This window comes from Martelella sp. FOR1707, from assembly GCF_053484265.1.
The window spans coordinates 247,784-262,990 of the sequence record NZ_JBAKFP010000004.1; the positions used below are offsets into that span (position 1 = coordinate 247,784).

General features: G+C 63.8%; 12 protein-coding genes. 1 reads left to right on the forward strand and 11 read right to left on the reverse strand.

Features of this window, described 5'->3' with window-relative positions; genetic code table 11:
• Positions 1–10 precede the first annotated feature (10 nt).
• On the reverse strand, positions 11–3,805 hold the full coding sequence (locus V6765_RS12565) for a molybdopterin-dependent oxidoreductase (RefSeq protein ID WP_448429245.1): 3,795 nt from the start codon (positions 3,803–3,805) through the stop codon (positions 11–13).
• Between the two features lie 294 nt (positions 3,806–4,099).
• On the opposite strand from V6765_RS12565, the gene V6765_RS12570 reads away from it, so the two are divergent.
• Positions 4,100–4,627 carry a DUF488 domain-containing protein gene (locus tag V6765_RS12570; RefSeq protein WP_448429247.1) on the forward strand — a complete coding sequence of 176 codons (528 nt, stop codon included), beginning with the start codon at positions 4,100–4,102 and terminating at the stop codon, positions 4,625–4,627.
• Between the two features lie 3 nt (positions 4,628–4,630).
• Here V6765_RS12570 and V6765_RS12575 read toward each other — a convergent pair whose 3' ends face one another.
• The 10 genes from V6765_RS12575 to V6765_RS12620 are packed head-to-tail and all read right to left on the reverse strand — an operon-like array spanning position 4,631 to position 15,195.
• Positions 4,631–4,921, reverse strand: a complete 291-nt coding sequence (locus V6765_RS12575) for a DUF6522 family protein (RefSeq protein ID WP_448429249.1) — start codon at positions 4,919–4,921, stop codon at positions 4,631–4,633.
• Complete coding sequence (locus V6765_RS12580) at positions 4,918–5,409, reverse strand: group III truncated hemoglobin (RefSeq protein WP_448429251.1); 492 nt, start codon at positions 5,407–5,409, stop codon at positions 4,918–4,920. The genes V6765_RS12575 and V6765_RS12580 overlap by 4 nt, the downstream gene beginning before the upstream one ends.
• Positions 5,410–5,443: 34 nt before the next feature.
• Positions 5,444–5,965: a molybdopterin adenylyltransferase gene (mog, locus tag V6765_RS12585; RefSeq protein WP_448429253.1), complete on the reverse strand. Its 522-nt coding sequence runs from the start codon at positions 5,963–5,965 to the stop codon at positions 5,444–5,446.
• Between the two features lies 1 nt (position 5,966).
• On the reverse strand, positions 5,967–6,995 hold the full coding sequence (gene moaA, locus V6765_RS12590; protein WP_448429254.1) for a GTP 3',8-cyclase MoaA: 1,029 nt from the start codon (positions 6,993–6,995) through the stop codon (positions 5,967–5,969).
• Positions 6,985–7,548 (reverse strand): DUF2478 domain-containing protein, encoded by a 564-nt coding sequence (locus V6765_RS12595; RefSeq protein ID WP_448429256.1) that lies wholly within the window; start codon positions 7,546–7,548, stop codon positions 6,985–6,987. Before V6765_RS12595 ends, moaA begins: the two co-directional genes overlap by 11 nt.
• 16 nt (positions 7,549–7,564) lie before the next feature.
• A complete protein-coding gene (locus V6765_RS12600; protein WP_448429258.1) occupies positions 7,565–8,470 on the reverse strand; it encodes a peptidylprolyl isomerase in 906 nt (301 codons plus the stop codon).
• A gap of 6 nt (positions 8,471–8,476) precedes the next feature.
• The gene (gene narI / locus V6765_RS12605) at positions 8,477–9,196 is read right to left on the reverse strand and encodes a respiratory nitrate reductase subunit gamma (RefSeq protein WP_448429260.1); all 720 of its coding nucleotides are present in this window, start codon (positions 9,194–9,196) and stop codon (positions 8,477–8,479) included.
• 10 nt (positions 9,197–9,206) lie between these two features.
• Positions 9,207–9,917 (reverse strand): nitrate reductase molybdenum cofactor assembly chaperone, encoded by a 711-nt coding sequence (narJ, locus tag V6765_RS12610; protein ID WP_448429262.1) that lies wholly within the window; start codon positions 9,915–9,917, stop codon positions 9,207–9,209.
• On the reverse strand, positions 9,917–11,455 hold the full coding sequence (narH, locus tag V6765_RS12615) for a nitrate reductase subunit beta (protein WP_448429264.1): 1,539 nt from the start codon (positions 11,453–11,455) through the stop codon (positions 9,917–9,919). The genes narJ and narH overlap by 1 nt, the downstream gene beginning before the upstream one ends.
• Positions 11,452–15,195: a nitrate reductase subunit alpha gene (locus tag V6765_RS12620; RefSeq protein ID WP_448429266.1), complete on the reverse strand. Its 3,744-nt coding sequence runs from the start codon at positions 15,193–15,195 to the stop codon at positions 11,452–11,454. Before V6765_RS12620 ends, narH begins: the two co-directional genes overlap by 4 nt.
• Between the last annotated feature and the right edge of the window lie 12 nt (positions 15,196–15,207).

Sequence of the window (15,207 nt, forward strand, 5' to 3'; positions counted from 1 at the left end):
CGCAATAGGTTCAGTAGACATCACGCATATAGCGCTTTTCCCGGGCGAGCGACCTAACGTAGCCCTCGGCTGCCTCGGGCGAAAGCCCGCCATGCGTCCGGGCGATGGTTTTCAGCGATGCATCAACATCCTTTGCCATGCGGCTCGCATCGCCGCAGACATAGAAATGCGCGCCCTCCTGCAGCCACTTCCATATCTCGAGGCCGTTTTCCGCCATGCGGTGCTGGACATAGATCTTCTCCGCCTGGTCGCGCGAAAAGGCGGTGTCGAACCGGGTCAGCAGGCCGCCCTCAAGCCAGGCCTCGATCTCGTCGCGATAGTAGTAGCCGCTTTCTCGCGACTGCTCGCCGAAGAACAGCCAGTTGGCCCCGGTCGCCCCTGCCGCCTCGCGGTCCTGCAGAAAGGCGCGGAACGGCGCGATGCCGGTGCCCGGCCCGACCATGATCGCCGGCGTTGCAGGGTCCGCCGGCGGGCGGAAATGCGCCTGTTTCTTTACCGAAACGCGCACCGGCGCCTCCGCCGCCCTGTCGGCCAGAAACGCCGAGGCCACGCCCTTGCGGCTTTTCCCGTGGCGGGCATGGCGCAGCACCGAAACCGTCAGGTGGATTTCGTCCGGGTTCGTCTTCGGGCTGGAGGCGATCGAATAGAGCCGCGGCTTGAGCTTTTTCAGATGGTCGCAGAATTCCTGCCCGTCGACGCGTTTCGGCGCCATGGCCAGAATGTCCGCGATCTGCCGGCCCCACAGCCAGTCATCGAGGGCTTTCCGGTCGGCCGAACTTGTCAGGGTCTTCAGCGTTTCATGCCCGCTGACATCCGCCCACCATTGGAGGAAATCCGGATGCGGCTGACCGATCTCGAAATGATCGCGCAGCGCCTCGCCGATCCCGATGTCATGGCCGTTGATCCCGGAGATCGGCGTTTCCGCCGGCAATTGCAAAGAGGCCAGGATTTCATCGACAAGCTCGGGACAATTGCGCGGCATGATGGAAAGCGCGTCTCCCGCCTCGTAAGCCGCCGCGCCATCGACCCGGAACCCGAACTGGCGCACCTCCTTGGCGCTGCCGGAACCGCTCAGCAACCGGTTGACGCTGAGCCTGGCCGCGAGGGTTTCGGTTGGCTTTCGCCCATTGGATCGGACGGCGGCTTCCGAAGCCGCCGCGCCATTCGAACGCCCGGAAAGAGCGGCCATCGCCGCCGCAACCGCGTCCCCCTCCTCGTCCGCATCCAGCGTGCGGCAGGCTGCCAGCCGCGCCGCGCCGAGCGCCTCAAGCCGGGCATCCAGTTTCCGGCCGAAACCGCAGAACTGGTCATAGGAACTGTCGCCCATCGCCACCACGGCATAGCTGAGGTCCTCAAGGCGAGGTGAATCCTCGCGCGAAAGCGCTGCCCAGAAATCGGCCGCATGATCGGGCGGGTCGCCATCGCCGAAGGTGCTGACGATGAAAACCACCGGGTCCTTTGTCGCAAAGTCATCCAGCGAGACCGCGTCGAGCGGACGCAACGCCGCGCGGTAACCTGCCCCGCCAAGCGCATTACAGAGATCGGAGGCCGCCATTTCCGCAGTCCCCGTCTGCGAGGCGAAGAACACGGAGACTTTTGGCTTTGTCGGGTCCTCATCTCTCTGCCTGGCATCAATTCCGGCGGGCATGTCCTCAGCCTTGCGCGGCGCATCCGTCGGCGCATCGGGCTCCGCCGCCGCCACGCGGGCGAGCGAAACCGCCGTCACCTTGAATTCCGGCTGCAGCGAGATCGGATCGGTCGCATCGCCGGTCACTGCATTGACCGCCAGTTGATCGCCGAACACGTCGTTCCAGTGAAACGGCGCGAACAGCGCGCCCGGCGAGACCCTATCGGTGATGATGGCGGGCAGCACCGCCCTGCCGTGGCGCGAGGTGATGGACACCTGGTCATTGTCGCCAATCGCAAGCGCCGCCGCATCGGCCGGGTTGATCTCGACGAAGGGCGCGGCGTTGAGCTTGTTCAGCTTGGCAACCTTGCCGGTCTTGGTCATGGTATGCCACTGGTGCTGCAGGCGACCGGTATTGAGGATCAACGGATAATCGTCATCCGGCGTTTCGGCCGGGCCGGAATGCGGACGCTGCCAGAATTTCGCCCGGCCGCTTTCGGTGGCGAATTTCAATCCTCTATCCGGCGCGCGGTAGCGGATCGGGTTACGGCTGGCATCACCGGCCTCGGATGCCGGCCACTGGATGCTGCCATTGCGCAGCCGCTCATGCGTGACGCCGGAAATGTCGTAACCGGTCGCGGGGTTGGAGAACTGGCGGATCTCCTCGAAGACCTCTGCCGCGCTGTCATAGCTGAAGGCGTCCTCATAGCCCATGGCACAGGCGACTTTCGCGATGATCCGCCAGTCCGGCAGCGCTTCGCCCGGCGGCTTCGCTGCCGCCGCTGTCAGCGCCATGTTGCGCTCGGAATTGACCATCACGCCGTCGGCCTCGAACGACACCGCCGCAGGAAGAAGGATATCGGCATAGGGCGTTGTCTCGGTCTCGGCAAAGGCATCCTGGACCACCACGAACGCCGCCCGATCGAGCGCCGCCGTCACCGTCTTGCGATTGGAGACGCTTGCGACCGGATTGGTGCAGATGATCCAGGCCGCCTTGATGTCGCCCGCCGCCATCGCCCTGAACATGTCGATGGTGCCCGTCCCCTCCTCGGCACGGATGGCGCCGGGCGCGATACCCCAGCGCGCCTCGCAAAAGCGCCGGTCGGCCTCCACCAGCGCCGAGCGCTGCCCCGGCAGGCCGGGCCCCATATAGCCCATCTCGCGCCCGCCCATGGCATTCGGCTGCCCGGTCAGCGAGAACGGCCCGCTGCCGGGCCGACAGATCTTCCCCGTTGCAAGATGCAGATTGCAGATCGCATTGGTGTTGAACGTGCCCTGGACCGACTGATTGAGCCCCATGGTCCACAGCGTCATGAACTCGCCGACGGCAAGCACCATGTCGGCCGCCGTCCTGATATCGTCCAGCGCGAGCCCGGTCAGCTCGGCGACGCGCTCCGGCGGATAATCGGCAAGCAAGCTCGGCATATCCGCCCAGCCATCGGTATGGGCGTCGATGAAGGCCTGATCGATGCCGCCTGCTTCGACGATCAGATGCAGGATGCCGTTGAGGAGCGCAAGATCGGTCCCGGGTTTCGGCGCCAGAAACAAATCGGCCTTCTCGGCGGTGGCTGTGCGGCGCGGATCAACGACGATCAGCTTCGCACCCTGCTTGACCCGGTCCATCATCCTTAGAAACAGGATCGGATGACAATCGGCCATGTTCGAGCCGATCACCAGAAACAGATCGGCCTTCTCGATGTCGTCATAGGATCCCGGCGGCGCGTCCGCCCCCAGCGACAGCTTGTAGCCGGACCCGGCACTTGCCATGCAAAGGCGTGAGTTGGATTCGATATGGCGCGTGCGCAAAAAACCCTTGGCGAGCTTGTTGGCGAGATACTGCGCCTCCATCGACATCTGGCCGGAGACATAGAGCGCCACGGCGTCCGGCCCGTGCTCGGCGACGATGGCGCACAGCCTTCTGGCCGTTTCGGCGGTTGCCGCATCGATGGATGTGGCTTCCGGCGCAACGCCCTCGCCCCGGACAAACGCGGTTTCGAGCCGGCCGGGCGCGGCGATCGCCTCATGCGCGGTCTTGCCCTTGGTGCAGAGCCGGCCGCGATTGGCGGGATGGTCCTTGTCGCCGGAAAGCCTGACGATCCGCCCGTCCTCGACATCGAGCACCACCCCGCAGCCGACGCCGCAATAGGGACAGACGCTCTTGACGGTTTCTACGCCCATCGCCACCCCCTGCCTTGCAGAGCGCCGAGGTTTGACGGGAACCGGAGATGACGCGCAGAATGGATCACATGCCGGACTGGCATCGGCTTTCCTCGCTGTCTAAAATGAAAACAAAAAAGCCGCGGCATCAGTCGAAGCGCTTCCCTTTCAGGAAACGGTTCTCAGATCCGCAGCTTTGCGATGGAATGCCCGCCATTGGACATCGATGCATCAACGATAGTCCGACACGCGGCGACTTTCAAGCCCGCCGGGGGAATTGCGGGAGCGGTCGTCACAGGGGAGGAAGACAGCGCCATGACGGTGAAGATCAAACGGGTCTATGACGAACCCGACAAGGCGGACGGCCTGCGCATTCTCGTTGACCGCCTCTGGCCGCGCGGCCTTGCGAAGGACAAGGCCCGCGTCGATCTCTGGGCCAAGGATGTTGCTCCCTCAGGCGAGTTGCGCACATGGTTCTCGCACAGAAAAGACCGGTGGGAGGATTTCCAACGGCGCTATCGCGCGGAGCTTGAGGAAAACGCCGCGCTTGATGAACTCTGCGCAAGGAGCGAGCAACACACCGTGACCTTGCTCTATGCCGCCCGCGACGAATGCATCAATCATGCGCGGGTCCTCGCGGCCATCATCGCGGAAAGGAGCGGCTGCCACGCCGAGACGAATCGGTGGGACGAAGGCGTGCTAGAAGTGTCGTCCCCGCCCTGCTTTCTGCACGAACTGGACCCGGCCTGGCTGGGAACGGAAAGCCGCGACGACAGCGGCGAAACCGTCGATCGCGAACCCAACGACCAGCCCTCGCACAAGAAAACCGGCCGCACGAAATAGCGCTCAGGTCATACGCCCGCCGGAGGAGACGATGGTGAACTCGTCTTCCTCGATCAGGCCATCCTCGCGCACGGTCAGCCGCCAGCGACGATTGCCGATGCGGAAGGAGAGGCGCCAGCGTCCCGCGTCCTCGCCATCGCCGCGCTCCACCGACGACCGAACCTGCCCGCGGGCCGTCATCGCGTGCAGATCATTGACGCCGAGACCGAAACGGCGGGCGAGCCGCTCCGCGCCGATTTCGAACTGGCCTTCCGCATTGCGTTCGATGAAGGTCCCGGTTTCCTGAGCGCTCATGGTTTCGCACCGTTTGCCGGGCGGGCAAGATCGGCATGGCCGATCGGGCACAGCCCGGTCGTATCCTCGCCGCGATGAAAGCCGATCGCCAGACGGAAGGAATGGGCAATGCGCATGGCCCTGTCGAGAAACAGCGCCGCCGCTTCTTCCGGACAGATCGCGTCAACGGTTTCGGCAAAGAGCTGAAGCCAGCGGCGGAAATGCCGCTCGTCGATTTCGGGGATCGCCAGATGCGGCGGCAGCGGGCGGCCCTGATAGCGCGCCGTGCGCAACAGCGTCGCCGACCAGAAGTCGCACATCCGCTCAAGATGGCGGGGCCAGTCATCGGCGGCGATCCGGCTGTTGAAGACCGGCCCGAGCAGCGGGTCCTCGCGGATCCGGTCGTAAAAGCCGTACACCACGGCCCGGATCATCGCCTCGTCCAGAACCTCGGGAAGCGGTTTGCCGTCGATGATCACGGTGCGCTCCGGCGCGGGACGTCCTCTCATGTCCAAAACTCCTTGTTGCAAACCACGACCGGCCTCAGCCCGGCGGACGATGTGCCTTGATCCGCGCTGGGTCGGTCTCGATCGGGCCGGCGCCGATCAAGTCGAGACAATAGGGGATCGCCGGGAATACCGCATCGAGGCAAAGCCTTATCGACGCCGGTCGGCCCGGCAGGTTGACGATCAGGCTCTTCCCGCGCACCCCGGCCGTCTGGCGCGAGAGGATGGCGGTCGGCGCCTGTTCCAGACTGATGCGCCGCATCAGTTCGCCGAAGCCCGGCAATTCCTTCTCGATCACCGCCTGCATCGCCTCCGGCGTCTCGTCGCGGGGCGCAGGGCCCGTGCCGCCGGTGGTCAGGATCAGGTCGGCGCGAACATTGTCGCACAGCTCCATCAGCGTATCCCGCACCGAGGCGACGCCGTCCGGGATGATGACGCGGTTCAGGGCATACGGTGACGTGACAGTCTCCGCCAGCCAGGTCTCGATCATGGCGCCGCTTTGATCTTCATATTCGCCACGGCTGGCGCGATCGGAAATGGTCAGTGCAACGATCAGCATTTTAACCTCCAAGCACGGACATCGTCCGGCCGATGCCCTCGACATGGTCACTCGTAATCGAAAATGCATGCCCCTCGGGCTTCATCGCCACCGCGCGCGAGATCAGCGCGTCGATTGGCGTATCGTCGTCACGCGTTCGCAGGGTCTCCCTGAGACCGACCCGGCCTTCATCGCCCATACAGGTGTAAAGATCGCCGGTGGCGCTGACGCGCAGGCGGTTGCATGCGGCGCAGAAACCGCAGGAAAGCGGCGTGATGAACCCAAGCAGTCCGCCTGTTTCCGCAACCCGCATATAATGCGCCGGGCCACCGCTTTTCAAGGCAAGCGGCTGAAGCGTCCAGCGCTTCGAAAGCGTTTCGCGAAGCCTCGACAGCGACAGAAAACTCTCCCGGCGGTCATGCCGTCCCTCGCCGAGCGGCATTTCCTCGATCAGGGTCAGGTCCATGTCCTGTTCATGGGCAAAGCGGATCAGATCGTCCACCTCCTGCTCGAATGCGCCGCGCATGGCAACCGCATTGATCTTGACCCGAAGGCCCGCCGCCTGCGCCGCCGCGATGCCGGCGAAGACCCGTTCGATCCGGCCCCAGCGGGTGATCGCCTGGTAGCGCTCGGGATCGAGCGTGTCGAGCGAGACATTCACCCGGCGCACGCCATGGGTAAACAGCGCTTCCGCATAACGATCCAGCAGCGTGCCGTTGGTCGTCAGCGTTAGCTCGTCGAGCGCGCCACGCTTCAGGTCAGCGCCGAGCATGGCAAACAGCGCCATGATGTTCTTGCGCACCAGCGGCTCGCCGCCGGTGATCCGGATCTTGCGCACGCCCCGCGCCATGAAGATGCGGGACAGCCGGTGAAGCTCCTCTAGGTCGAGAATGTCGCGGCGCGGCAGAAACGTCATGTTCTCGGACATGCAATAGGTGCAGCGCAGGTCGCAGCGATCCGTCACCGAAAGCCGGAGATAGGTTGCGGTGCGGCCGAACCCGTCGACCAGCGGACGCGGAACGGCCTGCCTTATCGCGCGTTCATGCCGCATTGCGCACCTGCCTCGCCCGAGCGATGGCGTCGTAACACCATTGCAGGACAGCATCGGTTTCGGGCGGCAAAGCTTGTGACAGACCGCCTGAAAATGCCCCCCAGCCATCGAGATAAGGCTGCTTCACCGAAGTCAGGATCGGCACCCCCGCCACGAAGGCGGCCTCGAAAACCGAGCGCAACCCGCCGCCCTGCTCTTCCCCTTTGCCGAAACGGTTGAGGATAAGGAGCTCCGGCCGCGTCCTGATCCTCCCCTCGGCAAACACCGCCGCGTCCGAAAGCGCATTGAAATCCAGCCTGCAGCCTCGCGCATGGGCACCGAGCGCCTGCATGATCTGCCAGCGCTTGCCGGTCGCGATGTCTTCCAGATCGACCGCGCCGCAGCACTGGCCCTCGTCCTTGTCGGCATGCTGAACGAAGCCATCGACCCGATACCCCTTGGCCGCGAGCAGCCGCGCAACCGCTTCCAGGACCCGGTCGGCGGCGTCATCCTGCATGAACGGGATGAAGCCCAGCGGCTTGCATTCACCCGTCGCTCCTTTTCCGTCCGCCATCACACCCCCCTTTGCCTTATTGCACCAGCGGCCCGTCGACGCCGGCGATCTCGATGCCCTCGATTTCGGCTTCCGACGCCAGCACGGCGATGAACTGCGCGACCGCCTTCGACCAGGCTGCCGCCTCCAGCCAGGCAGCGATGCGCGGCTTAACCGCCTCGAACGGCAATTGCGCGCCCTCGATCCGGCGATCCGTGCGGATGATGTGGAAGCCGTAGCGGGTTTCCACTGGCGAGGTGACCATCTCGCCTTCCGGCAGCCGCATCAGCACCGCCTCGAATTCCGGCACGGTGCTGCCCGGCGAAAGCTGACCGAGATTGCCGCCCTGTTCCGCCGACGGGCAGGCCGAACGCGCCCGCGCCAGCTCACTGAAACCAACGGCACCAGCCGAAAGGTCCGCGATCATCTGCTCCGCCTCTGCACGTGCCTGCTGCCGGGCGGCCTCGTCAGTCGGATTTGCGACGAGCAGGATATGGCGCGCCTCGAAGATCGGCTCCGAGCGGAAACGGGCCCGATTGTTGTCGTAGAACCGGCGGCATTCCGCCTCGCCGGCAGTTGGCACATTGACCGATGCCTCGATCAGCGCCCGGATTGCCGCATCCTCGGCGGTCTCGGTCTTGCCGTCGGCGGTTGCCTGCGGCGTGCCGGCCACCTGTTCCTCTACGGCCTTCTGCAGCAGCAGCTCGCGGATGACGAGCGCTTCGGCCGCGGCCCGAAGCGCCGCGCCAGGATTGTCGGCCGGGTGGTTCTGGGCCTCGGCGAGGATGGCGCTTTCGGCAATCGCGACGCCGTTGACCGAGATTTCGGAGAACACCGGCCGCGCCTTGGGCGGTATTTTCGTGTCGACGGCCTGATAGCCGCTGCCCGGTTCCGGCCCGCCGCCAGTGGCTTTGGGCTGTTGTGGTGTAAAGAGATTGACCATTGCTCGTCACTCCGCCGGTGTGCCGTTGATGCGCGATCCGTCGCCCTTCTGCCGGGCGACCTGATAGCCGGGCCGCCAGATATAGCGCACCGGCGCGCTCAGCATGTGCACCAGCCGGGTGAACGGGAAGACGAGCAGAATGGTGAGGCCCAGGATAATATGCGCCTTGAAGACCCACGCGGCATCGGCGACGTACGACGAGGCGGCGAAGTTGAAGGTGAAGATGCCCTGCGCCCAGCTCATGAATTTCACCATTTCATGGCCGTCGAGATGGTGCAGCGATACCGGGATCGTGCCGAGACCCAGCAGAAGCTGCAGCCAGAGCAGGATGATGATCATCGTGTCGCTGAAGGTCGAGGCGGCGCGCACCCGCGCATCGAACAGCCGGCGATGGACGAGCAGCGTCGCGCCGACAATGCCCATCACCCCGGCAATACCGCCGGCGACGACGGCCAGCAACTGCTTGGTCCCGTGGCTGATGCCGAGCGCATCGAAAATCCAGATCGGCGTCAAAAGCCCGACGAGATGGCCAACGAAGATGACCAGCACGCCGACGTGAAACAGCACCGAACCCCAGATGAGTTGCTTGCGTCGCAGCAGTTGCGACGAGCCCGAGCGCCAGGAATAGGGTTCGCGGTCATAGCGGATGACGGTTCCCAGGATCAGCACTGTGAGCGCTATATATGGGTAGATGCCGAAAACGAGGGTGTTGAGATAGGCTGACATGGTCTGTCTCCTAGTTCGAAACGGAACCGGCGACATCGCCGGGTTGGCGGTCTGCCGCGCGCATGCGGGTTCTGAGCCGGTCCGGCCCGCACGCGCCCTCGCCGGCATTGCCGCCGAAGGTGACGGCTTCCTCTTCCCAGATGCTGTCAAGCGCCTTGAGGTCGTCAGGGTCGTCTTCGGGTGCGGCCATCAGCTCCTTCAGAAGCTTCTGGTCGGCTTCCGCGGATGACTGCATAGAAAGCACGGCAAAGGCCGAGGCATAGACGGACTCCCGCTTCTTCAACCGCTCGCCGATCGCCTCGGTGATGTGCGCCGTCTGGCCGAGAAGGTCTTCCGTCTCGGCGCTCGGGCGCGTGGAGAGGAATTCGAGGAACAGCGGCAGATAGTCCGGCAGTTCCTTGGCGTCGATTTCGAAGCCACCCGTCTCGTAAAGCGCCATCAGATCGACCATCGCCTGGCCGCGATCCCGGCTTTCGCCGTGGACGTGCTCGAAAAGATGCAGCGACAGCGCCCGGGTGCGGTCGAACAGGTGGACGTAGCGTTCCTGGGCCTCGTAGAGATCGCGGCCCGCAAGATCGTCGATCAGCCTGCCGAGCGCGACGGCAACGGCTTCCGGCACCGCCGAGGACGCGAGCGCGGCCTTCAGCTCCGGCAGGTCGTCCAGCAGTTCCCGCTCCGGGTAGGACAGAAGCAGGGAGGTGATTTTCAGGGCAATGTTCATCAGGCCTGCTCCTTGAAGATATCGGTGGGCGTCTGCACCACCTTGCGACGTCCGGCGCCAAAGAGTTCCGTTTCGGAATTGCCGCCCGAGCAGCCATTGCCGAAGGAGAAGCCGCAGGAGCCGCGCACGTCGTAAGCGTCCTCGGAAACCTCGCGGTGCGTGGTCGGGATGACGAAACGGTCCTCGTAATTGGCGATCGCCATCACGTGGTACATGTCCTCGATCATCTGGCCGGTGAGGCCGACGCGTTCGGCAATCGCGTTGTCATCGACGCCATCGACGGTTTTCGAACGCATATAGGCGCGCATGGCGAGCATGCGTTCCAGCGCATTCACCACCGGCTCTTCCTTCCCCGCCGTCAAAAGGTTGGCGAGATAGCGCACCGGGATGCGCAGCGACTTCACATCGGGCATATCGCCATCGAGACCGAGCTTGCCGGCCTCGGCGGCGGACTGCACCGGCGAGAGCGGCGGCACATACCAGACCATCGGCAGGGTGCGGTATTCCGGGTGCAGCGGGAAGGCCACCTTCCAGTCGATCGCCATCTTGTAGACCGGCGAGTTCCGCGCCGCTTTCAGCCAGTCCTCCGGCACTCCGTCCTTGCGGGCCTGCTCGATGACTTCCGGGTCGTTCGGATCGAGGAAAACCTTGAGCTGTTCTTCATAGAGATCCTGTTCGTTCGCCGTCGAGGCGGCTTCCGAAATCCGGTCGGCATCGTAGAGAATGACGCCGAGATAGCGGATGCGGCCGACACAGGTTTCCGAACAGACCGTCGGCTGGCCGGCTTCGATGCGCGGATAGCAGAAGATGCACTTTTCCGATTTGCCGGAATTCCAGTTGTAATAGATCTTCTTGTAGGGGCAGCCGGAGACGCACATGCGCCAGCCGCGGCATTTTTCCTGGTCGATCAGGACGATGCCGTCATCCTCACGCTTGTAGATCGCGCCTGAGGGACAGGCGGCCACGCAGGTCGGGTTCAGACAGTGTTCGCACAGGCGCGGCAGATACATCATGAAGGTGTTTTCGAACTGGCCGTAGATTTCCTTCTCGACCCCCTCGAAATTCACATCCTTCGAGCGCTTCTCGAATTCGCCGCCCAGGATTTCCTCCCAGTTCGGCCCCCATTCGATCTTCTCCATGCGCTCGCCGGTGAGCTTCGAGCGCGGCCGCGCCGTCGGCATGGTCTTGCTTTCGCCGGCGGTCTGGAGATGGCCATAGTCAAAATCGAAAGGTTCGTAATAGTCATCGATTTCCGGCAGATCCGGATTGGCGAAGATCTTGGCGAGGATGCGCCATTTGGCGCCCATCTTCGGCTCGATCCGGCCGTTCTTCTTGCGGACCCAGCCGCCATTCCACTTCTTCTGGTTTTCCCATTCCTTGGGAAAGCCGATCCCCGGCTTGGTCTCGACATTGTTGAACCAGGCATATTCAACGCCCTCGCGGTTCGTCCAGACATTCTTGCAGGTAACGGAGCAGGTGTGGCACCCGATGCATTTATCGAGATTGAGCACCATGCCGATCTGTGCGCGGACCTTCATTCTGCGGCCTCCTTTCCTGCAAGGCTTGGGGTCTCGTCCATCCAGTCGACATTTTCGAGCTTGCGGACGACGACGAATTCATCGCGGTTGGCGCCTACGGTTCCGTAGTAGTTGAAACCGTAGGACTGGTGGGCGTAGCCGCCGATCATGTGGGTGGGCTTCGGGATCACGCGGGTGACGGAGTTGTGAATGCCGCCGCGCTGGCCGGTCAGCGGCGAGCCGGGCGTATTCACGATCTTCTCCTGCGCGTGGTACATGAAGATCGTGCCGTCCTTCATGCGCTGCGAGACGACCGCGCGGGCGACCAGTGCGCCATTGGCGTTGTAGACCTCGACCCAGTCATTATCGACAATGCCGGCGCGAGCGGCATCCGGCTCGGAAATCCACACCACCGGGCCGCCGCGATTGAGCGTCAGCATCAACAGGTTATCGGTATAGGTGGAGTGGATGCCCCATTTCTGGTGCGGGGTGATGAAGTTCAGCACCAGATGCGGCTGGCCGTCGAGACGCGCCTCGATCGCCGGCGTCACGGTTCCGGTATCGATCGGCGGACGATAAACGCAGAAGGCCTCGCCGAAGGCCCGCATCCAAAGATGGTCCTGATAGAGCTGCTGACGCCCGGAGAGCGTCCGCCAGGGGATCAGTTCGTGAACATTGGTATAGCAGGCGTTGTAGCAAACCTTTTCCGATTCCAGCCCCGACCATGTCGGCGAGGAGATGATCTTGCGCGGCTGGGCGACGATGTCACGGAAACGGATTTTTTCGTCCTCTTTCGGAAGGGCGAGATGGGTGTGATCGCGCCCGGTGATGGCCGAGAGCGCTTCCCAGGCTTTGACCGCAACCTCGCCATTGGTTTCCGGCGCCAGCGACAGGATCACCTCGGTGGCGTCGATATCGGTCTCGATCTTCGGACGGCCTTTCGAGGCGCCCTCTTCCGTCACCGTGCCGTTCAGCTTGCCGAGCAGGCCGACCTCATGCTCGGTGTTCCAGGAAATGCCCTTGCCGCCATTGCCGAGCTTGTCGAGCAGCGGACCGACGGAGGTGAAGCGCTTGTAGAGATTGGGGTAATCCCGCTCGACCACGGCAACCGTCGGCATGGTCTTGCCCGGCACCGGATCGGTCTCGCCCTGTTTCCAGTCCTTCACATCGAAGGGCTGGGCCAGTTCGCCGGGGGTGTCGTGCAGGGTCGGCACAAGGACGACGTCCTTTTCCACGCCCAGCACTTCCGGCGCGACTTCGGAAAACGTCTTTGCGATGCCCTTGAAGATGTCCCAGTCCGAGCGCGACTGCCAGGCCGGATCGGCCGCACTGGTCAGCGGGTGGATGAAGGGGTGCATGTCGGAGGTGTTGAGGTCGTTCTTCTCGTACCATGTCGCCGTCGGCAGCACGATGTCGGAATAGACGCAGGTGGTCGACATGCGGAAGTCGAGGGTCACCAGCAGATCGAGCTTTCCTTCCGGCGCCTCGTCATGCCAGACGGCCTCCTTGACCTCCTGACGGCCCTCGTCGCCGAGATCCTTGCCGAGCAGGCCATGGGATGTGCCGAGCAGGTGCTTGAGGAAATATTCGTGCCCCTTGCCCGACGAGCCAAGCAGGTTCGAGCGCCAGACGAACATGTTGCGCGGCCAGTTCTCCTCCGCATCCGGATCTTCGCAGGACATGGAAAGCGTGCCGGATTTCAGCGCATCGGCGACATAATCGGCAGGCTTTTGGCCGGAGGCTTCCGCCGCGCGAGCGACCTCCAGCGGGTTGGCGCGCAGTTGCGGGGCTGAAGGCAACCAGCCCATGCGTTCGGCGCGGATATTGTAGTCGATCAACGTCGCGTCCCACGGGCCTTCCGGCGCGGTCGGCGACAGAAGCTCGTCGACCTTCACGGTCTCGTAGCGCCACTGGTCGGTATGGGCATAGAAGAACGAGGTCGAGTTCATGTGGCGCGGCGGGCGCTGCCAGTCGAGCCCGAAGGCGAGCGGCAGCCATCCCGTCTGCGGGCGCAGCTTTTCCTGACCGACATAATGGCTCCAGCCGCCGCCGGACTGCCCGATACAGCCGCACATCACCAGCATGTTGATGATGCCGCGGTAGTTCATGTCCATGTGGTACCAGTGGTTCAGACCGGCGCCGAGAATCACCATGGACCGGCCATTGGTCTTTTCCGCGTTGCCCGCAAAAGCGCGGGCGGTGGCGATGATCTGCTCGCGCGGCACGCCGGTGATCTTTTCCGCCCAGGCCGGCGTATAGGGCGTTCCATCATCAAACGAGCTTGCGACATTCTCGCCGCCGAAGCCGCGGTCGAGCCCGTAATTGGCGACGAACAGGTCGAACACCGTCGCGACAACCGCCTCGCCCTCTGCGAGCGCCACACGGCGGACCGGCACCTTGCGCGCCAGAACGTCGTCATGGTCCGTGCCCTCGAAATAGTCGTGCTGACGGCTGCCGAAATAGGGAAAGGCGACGTCTTCGACATCATCATGTGTTTCGGCAAGGCTCATCACCAGATCGATGTCGCTGCCCGCGCCATCCTTCTGCTCGAGGTTCCACTTGCCCTTTTCGCCCCAGCGATAACCTGCCGACCCGCGCGGCGCGACAACATCGCCGGTCTTTGCATCGAAACCCACCGTCTTCCATTCGGGATTGTTGCTCTCGCCGAGGCCATCCTTGAAATCGGAGGCGCGGAGGAAGCGTTCCGGCACGAGGCGGCCGTCCTTCTTCACCAGCCGCACCAGCATCGGCATGTCGGTGTAGCGGCGACAGTAGTCGTCGAAATAGCCGACTGTCCGGTCGAGGTGGTACTCGCGCAGGATCACGTGGCCGAGCGCCATGGCAAGGGCGGCGTCGGTCCCCTGCTTGGGGTGCAGCCAGAGATCGGAGAATTTCGCGGCCTCCGAATAGTCGGGCGACACGACCACCGACTTCGTGCCCTTGTAGCGCACCTCGGTGTAGAAATGCGCGTCCGGCGTACGGGTCTGCGGCACGTTGGAGCCCCAGAGCATCAGGAAGCCGGCATTGTACCAGTCGGCCGATTCCGGCACGTCGGTCTGTTCGCCCCAGGTCATCGGCGAGGCCGGCGGCAGGTCGCAATACCAGTCGTAAAACGACATGCAGGTGCCGCCGAGCAGCGACAGGTAGCGGGACCCGGCCGCGTAAGAGACCATCGACATCGCCGGGATCGGCGAAAATCCGATGACGCGGTCGGGCCCCCACCTCTTCGCGGTATAGGCATTCGCCGCCGCGATGAGCTCGTTGACCTCGTCCCAGGTGGCGCGCACGAAGCCGCCGAGGCCGCGCACCTTGATGTATTCGGCGCGTTTTGCCGGATCCTCCTGAATGGCGCGCCAGGCGGCGACCGGGCTCTGGTCGGCGCGCTCCTTGCGCCAGAGCTTCAAAAGCCGCGCCCGGATCAGCGGGTATTTCACCCGGTTGGCCGAATACATGTACCAGCTGTAGCTGGCGCCGCGCGAACAGCCGCGCGGCTCGTGATTGGGCATATCCGGACGAGTGCGCGGATAGTCGGTCTGCTGGGTTTCCCAGGTGACGATCCCGCCCTTGACGTAGATCTTCCACGAACAGGAGCCCGTGCAGTTCACCCCATGGGTGGAGCGCACGATCTTGTCGTGCTGCCAGCGCTTGCGATAGGCGTCTTCCCAATCACGGTTTTCATTGGTGGTCACGCCGTGACCATCGGAGAAGGTGTCGACATTCTTGCGCGCCAGAAAGTTGAGGCGGTCGAGGAGAAGAGACATGATCCGTTCCTT

What these genes read in the sequence shown, in the direction of transcription:
- narI (WP_448429260.1), bottom strand. Translation starts at nt 9,196, where the DNA reads ATGTCAGCCTATCTCAACACCCTCGTTTTCGGCATCTACCCATATATA.
- V6765_RS12570 (WP_448429247.1), top strand. Translation starts at nt 4,100, where the DNA reads ATGACGGTGAAGATCAAACGGGTCTATGACGAACCCGACAAGGCGGAC.
- V6765_RS12575 (WP_448429249.1), bottom strand. Translation starts at nt 4,921, where the DNA reads ATGAGCGCTCAGGAAACCGGGACCTTCATCGAACGCAATGCGGAAGGC.
- narJ (WP_448429262.1), bottom strand. Translation starts at nt 9,917, where the DNA reads ATGAACATTGCCCTGAAAATCACCTCCCTGCTTCTGTCCTACCCGGAG.
- narH (WP_448429264.1), bottom strand. Translation starts at nt 11,455, where the DNA reads ATGAAGGTCCGCGCACAGATCGGCATGGTGCTCAATCTCGATAAATGC.
- V6765_RS12620 (WP_448429266.1), bottom strand. Translation starts at nt 15,195, where the DNA reads ATGTCTCTTCTCCTCGACCGCCTCAACTTTCTGGCGCGCAAGAATGTC.
- V6765_RS12580 (WP_448429251.1), bottom strand. Translation starts at nt 5,409, where the DNA reads ATGAGAGGACGTCCCGCGCCGGAGCGCACCGTGATCATCGACGGCAAA.
- V6765_RS12600 (WP_448429258.1), bottom strand. Translation starts at nt 8,470, where the DNA reads ATGGTCAATCTCTTTACACCACAACAGCCCAAAGCCACTGGCGGCGGG.
- V6765_RS12595 (WP_448429256.1), bottom strand. Translation starts at nt 7,548, where the DNA reads ATGGCGGACGGAAAAGGAGCGACGGGTGAATGCAAGCCGCTGGGCTTC.
- mog (WP_448429253.1), bottom strand. Translation starts at nt 5,965, where the DNA reads ATGCTGATCGTTGCACTGACCATTTCCGATCGCGCCAGCCGTGGCGAA.
- V6765_RS12565 (WP_448429245.1), bottom strand. Translation starts at nt 3,805, where the DNA reads ATGGGCGTAGAAACCGTCAAGAGCGTCTGTCCCTATTGCGGCGTCGGC.
- moaA (WP_448429254.1), bottom strand. Translation starts at nt 6,995, where the DNA reads ATGCGGCATGAACGCGCGATAAGGCAGGCCGTTCCGCGTCCGCTGGTC.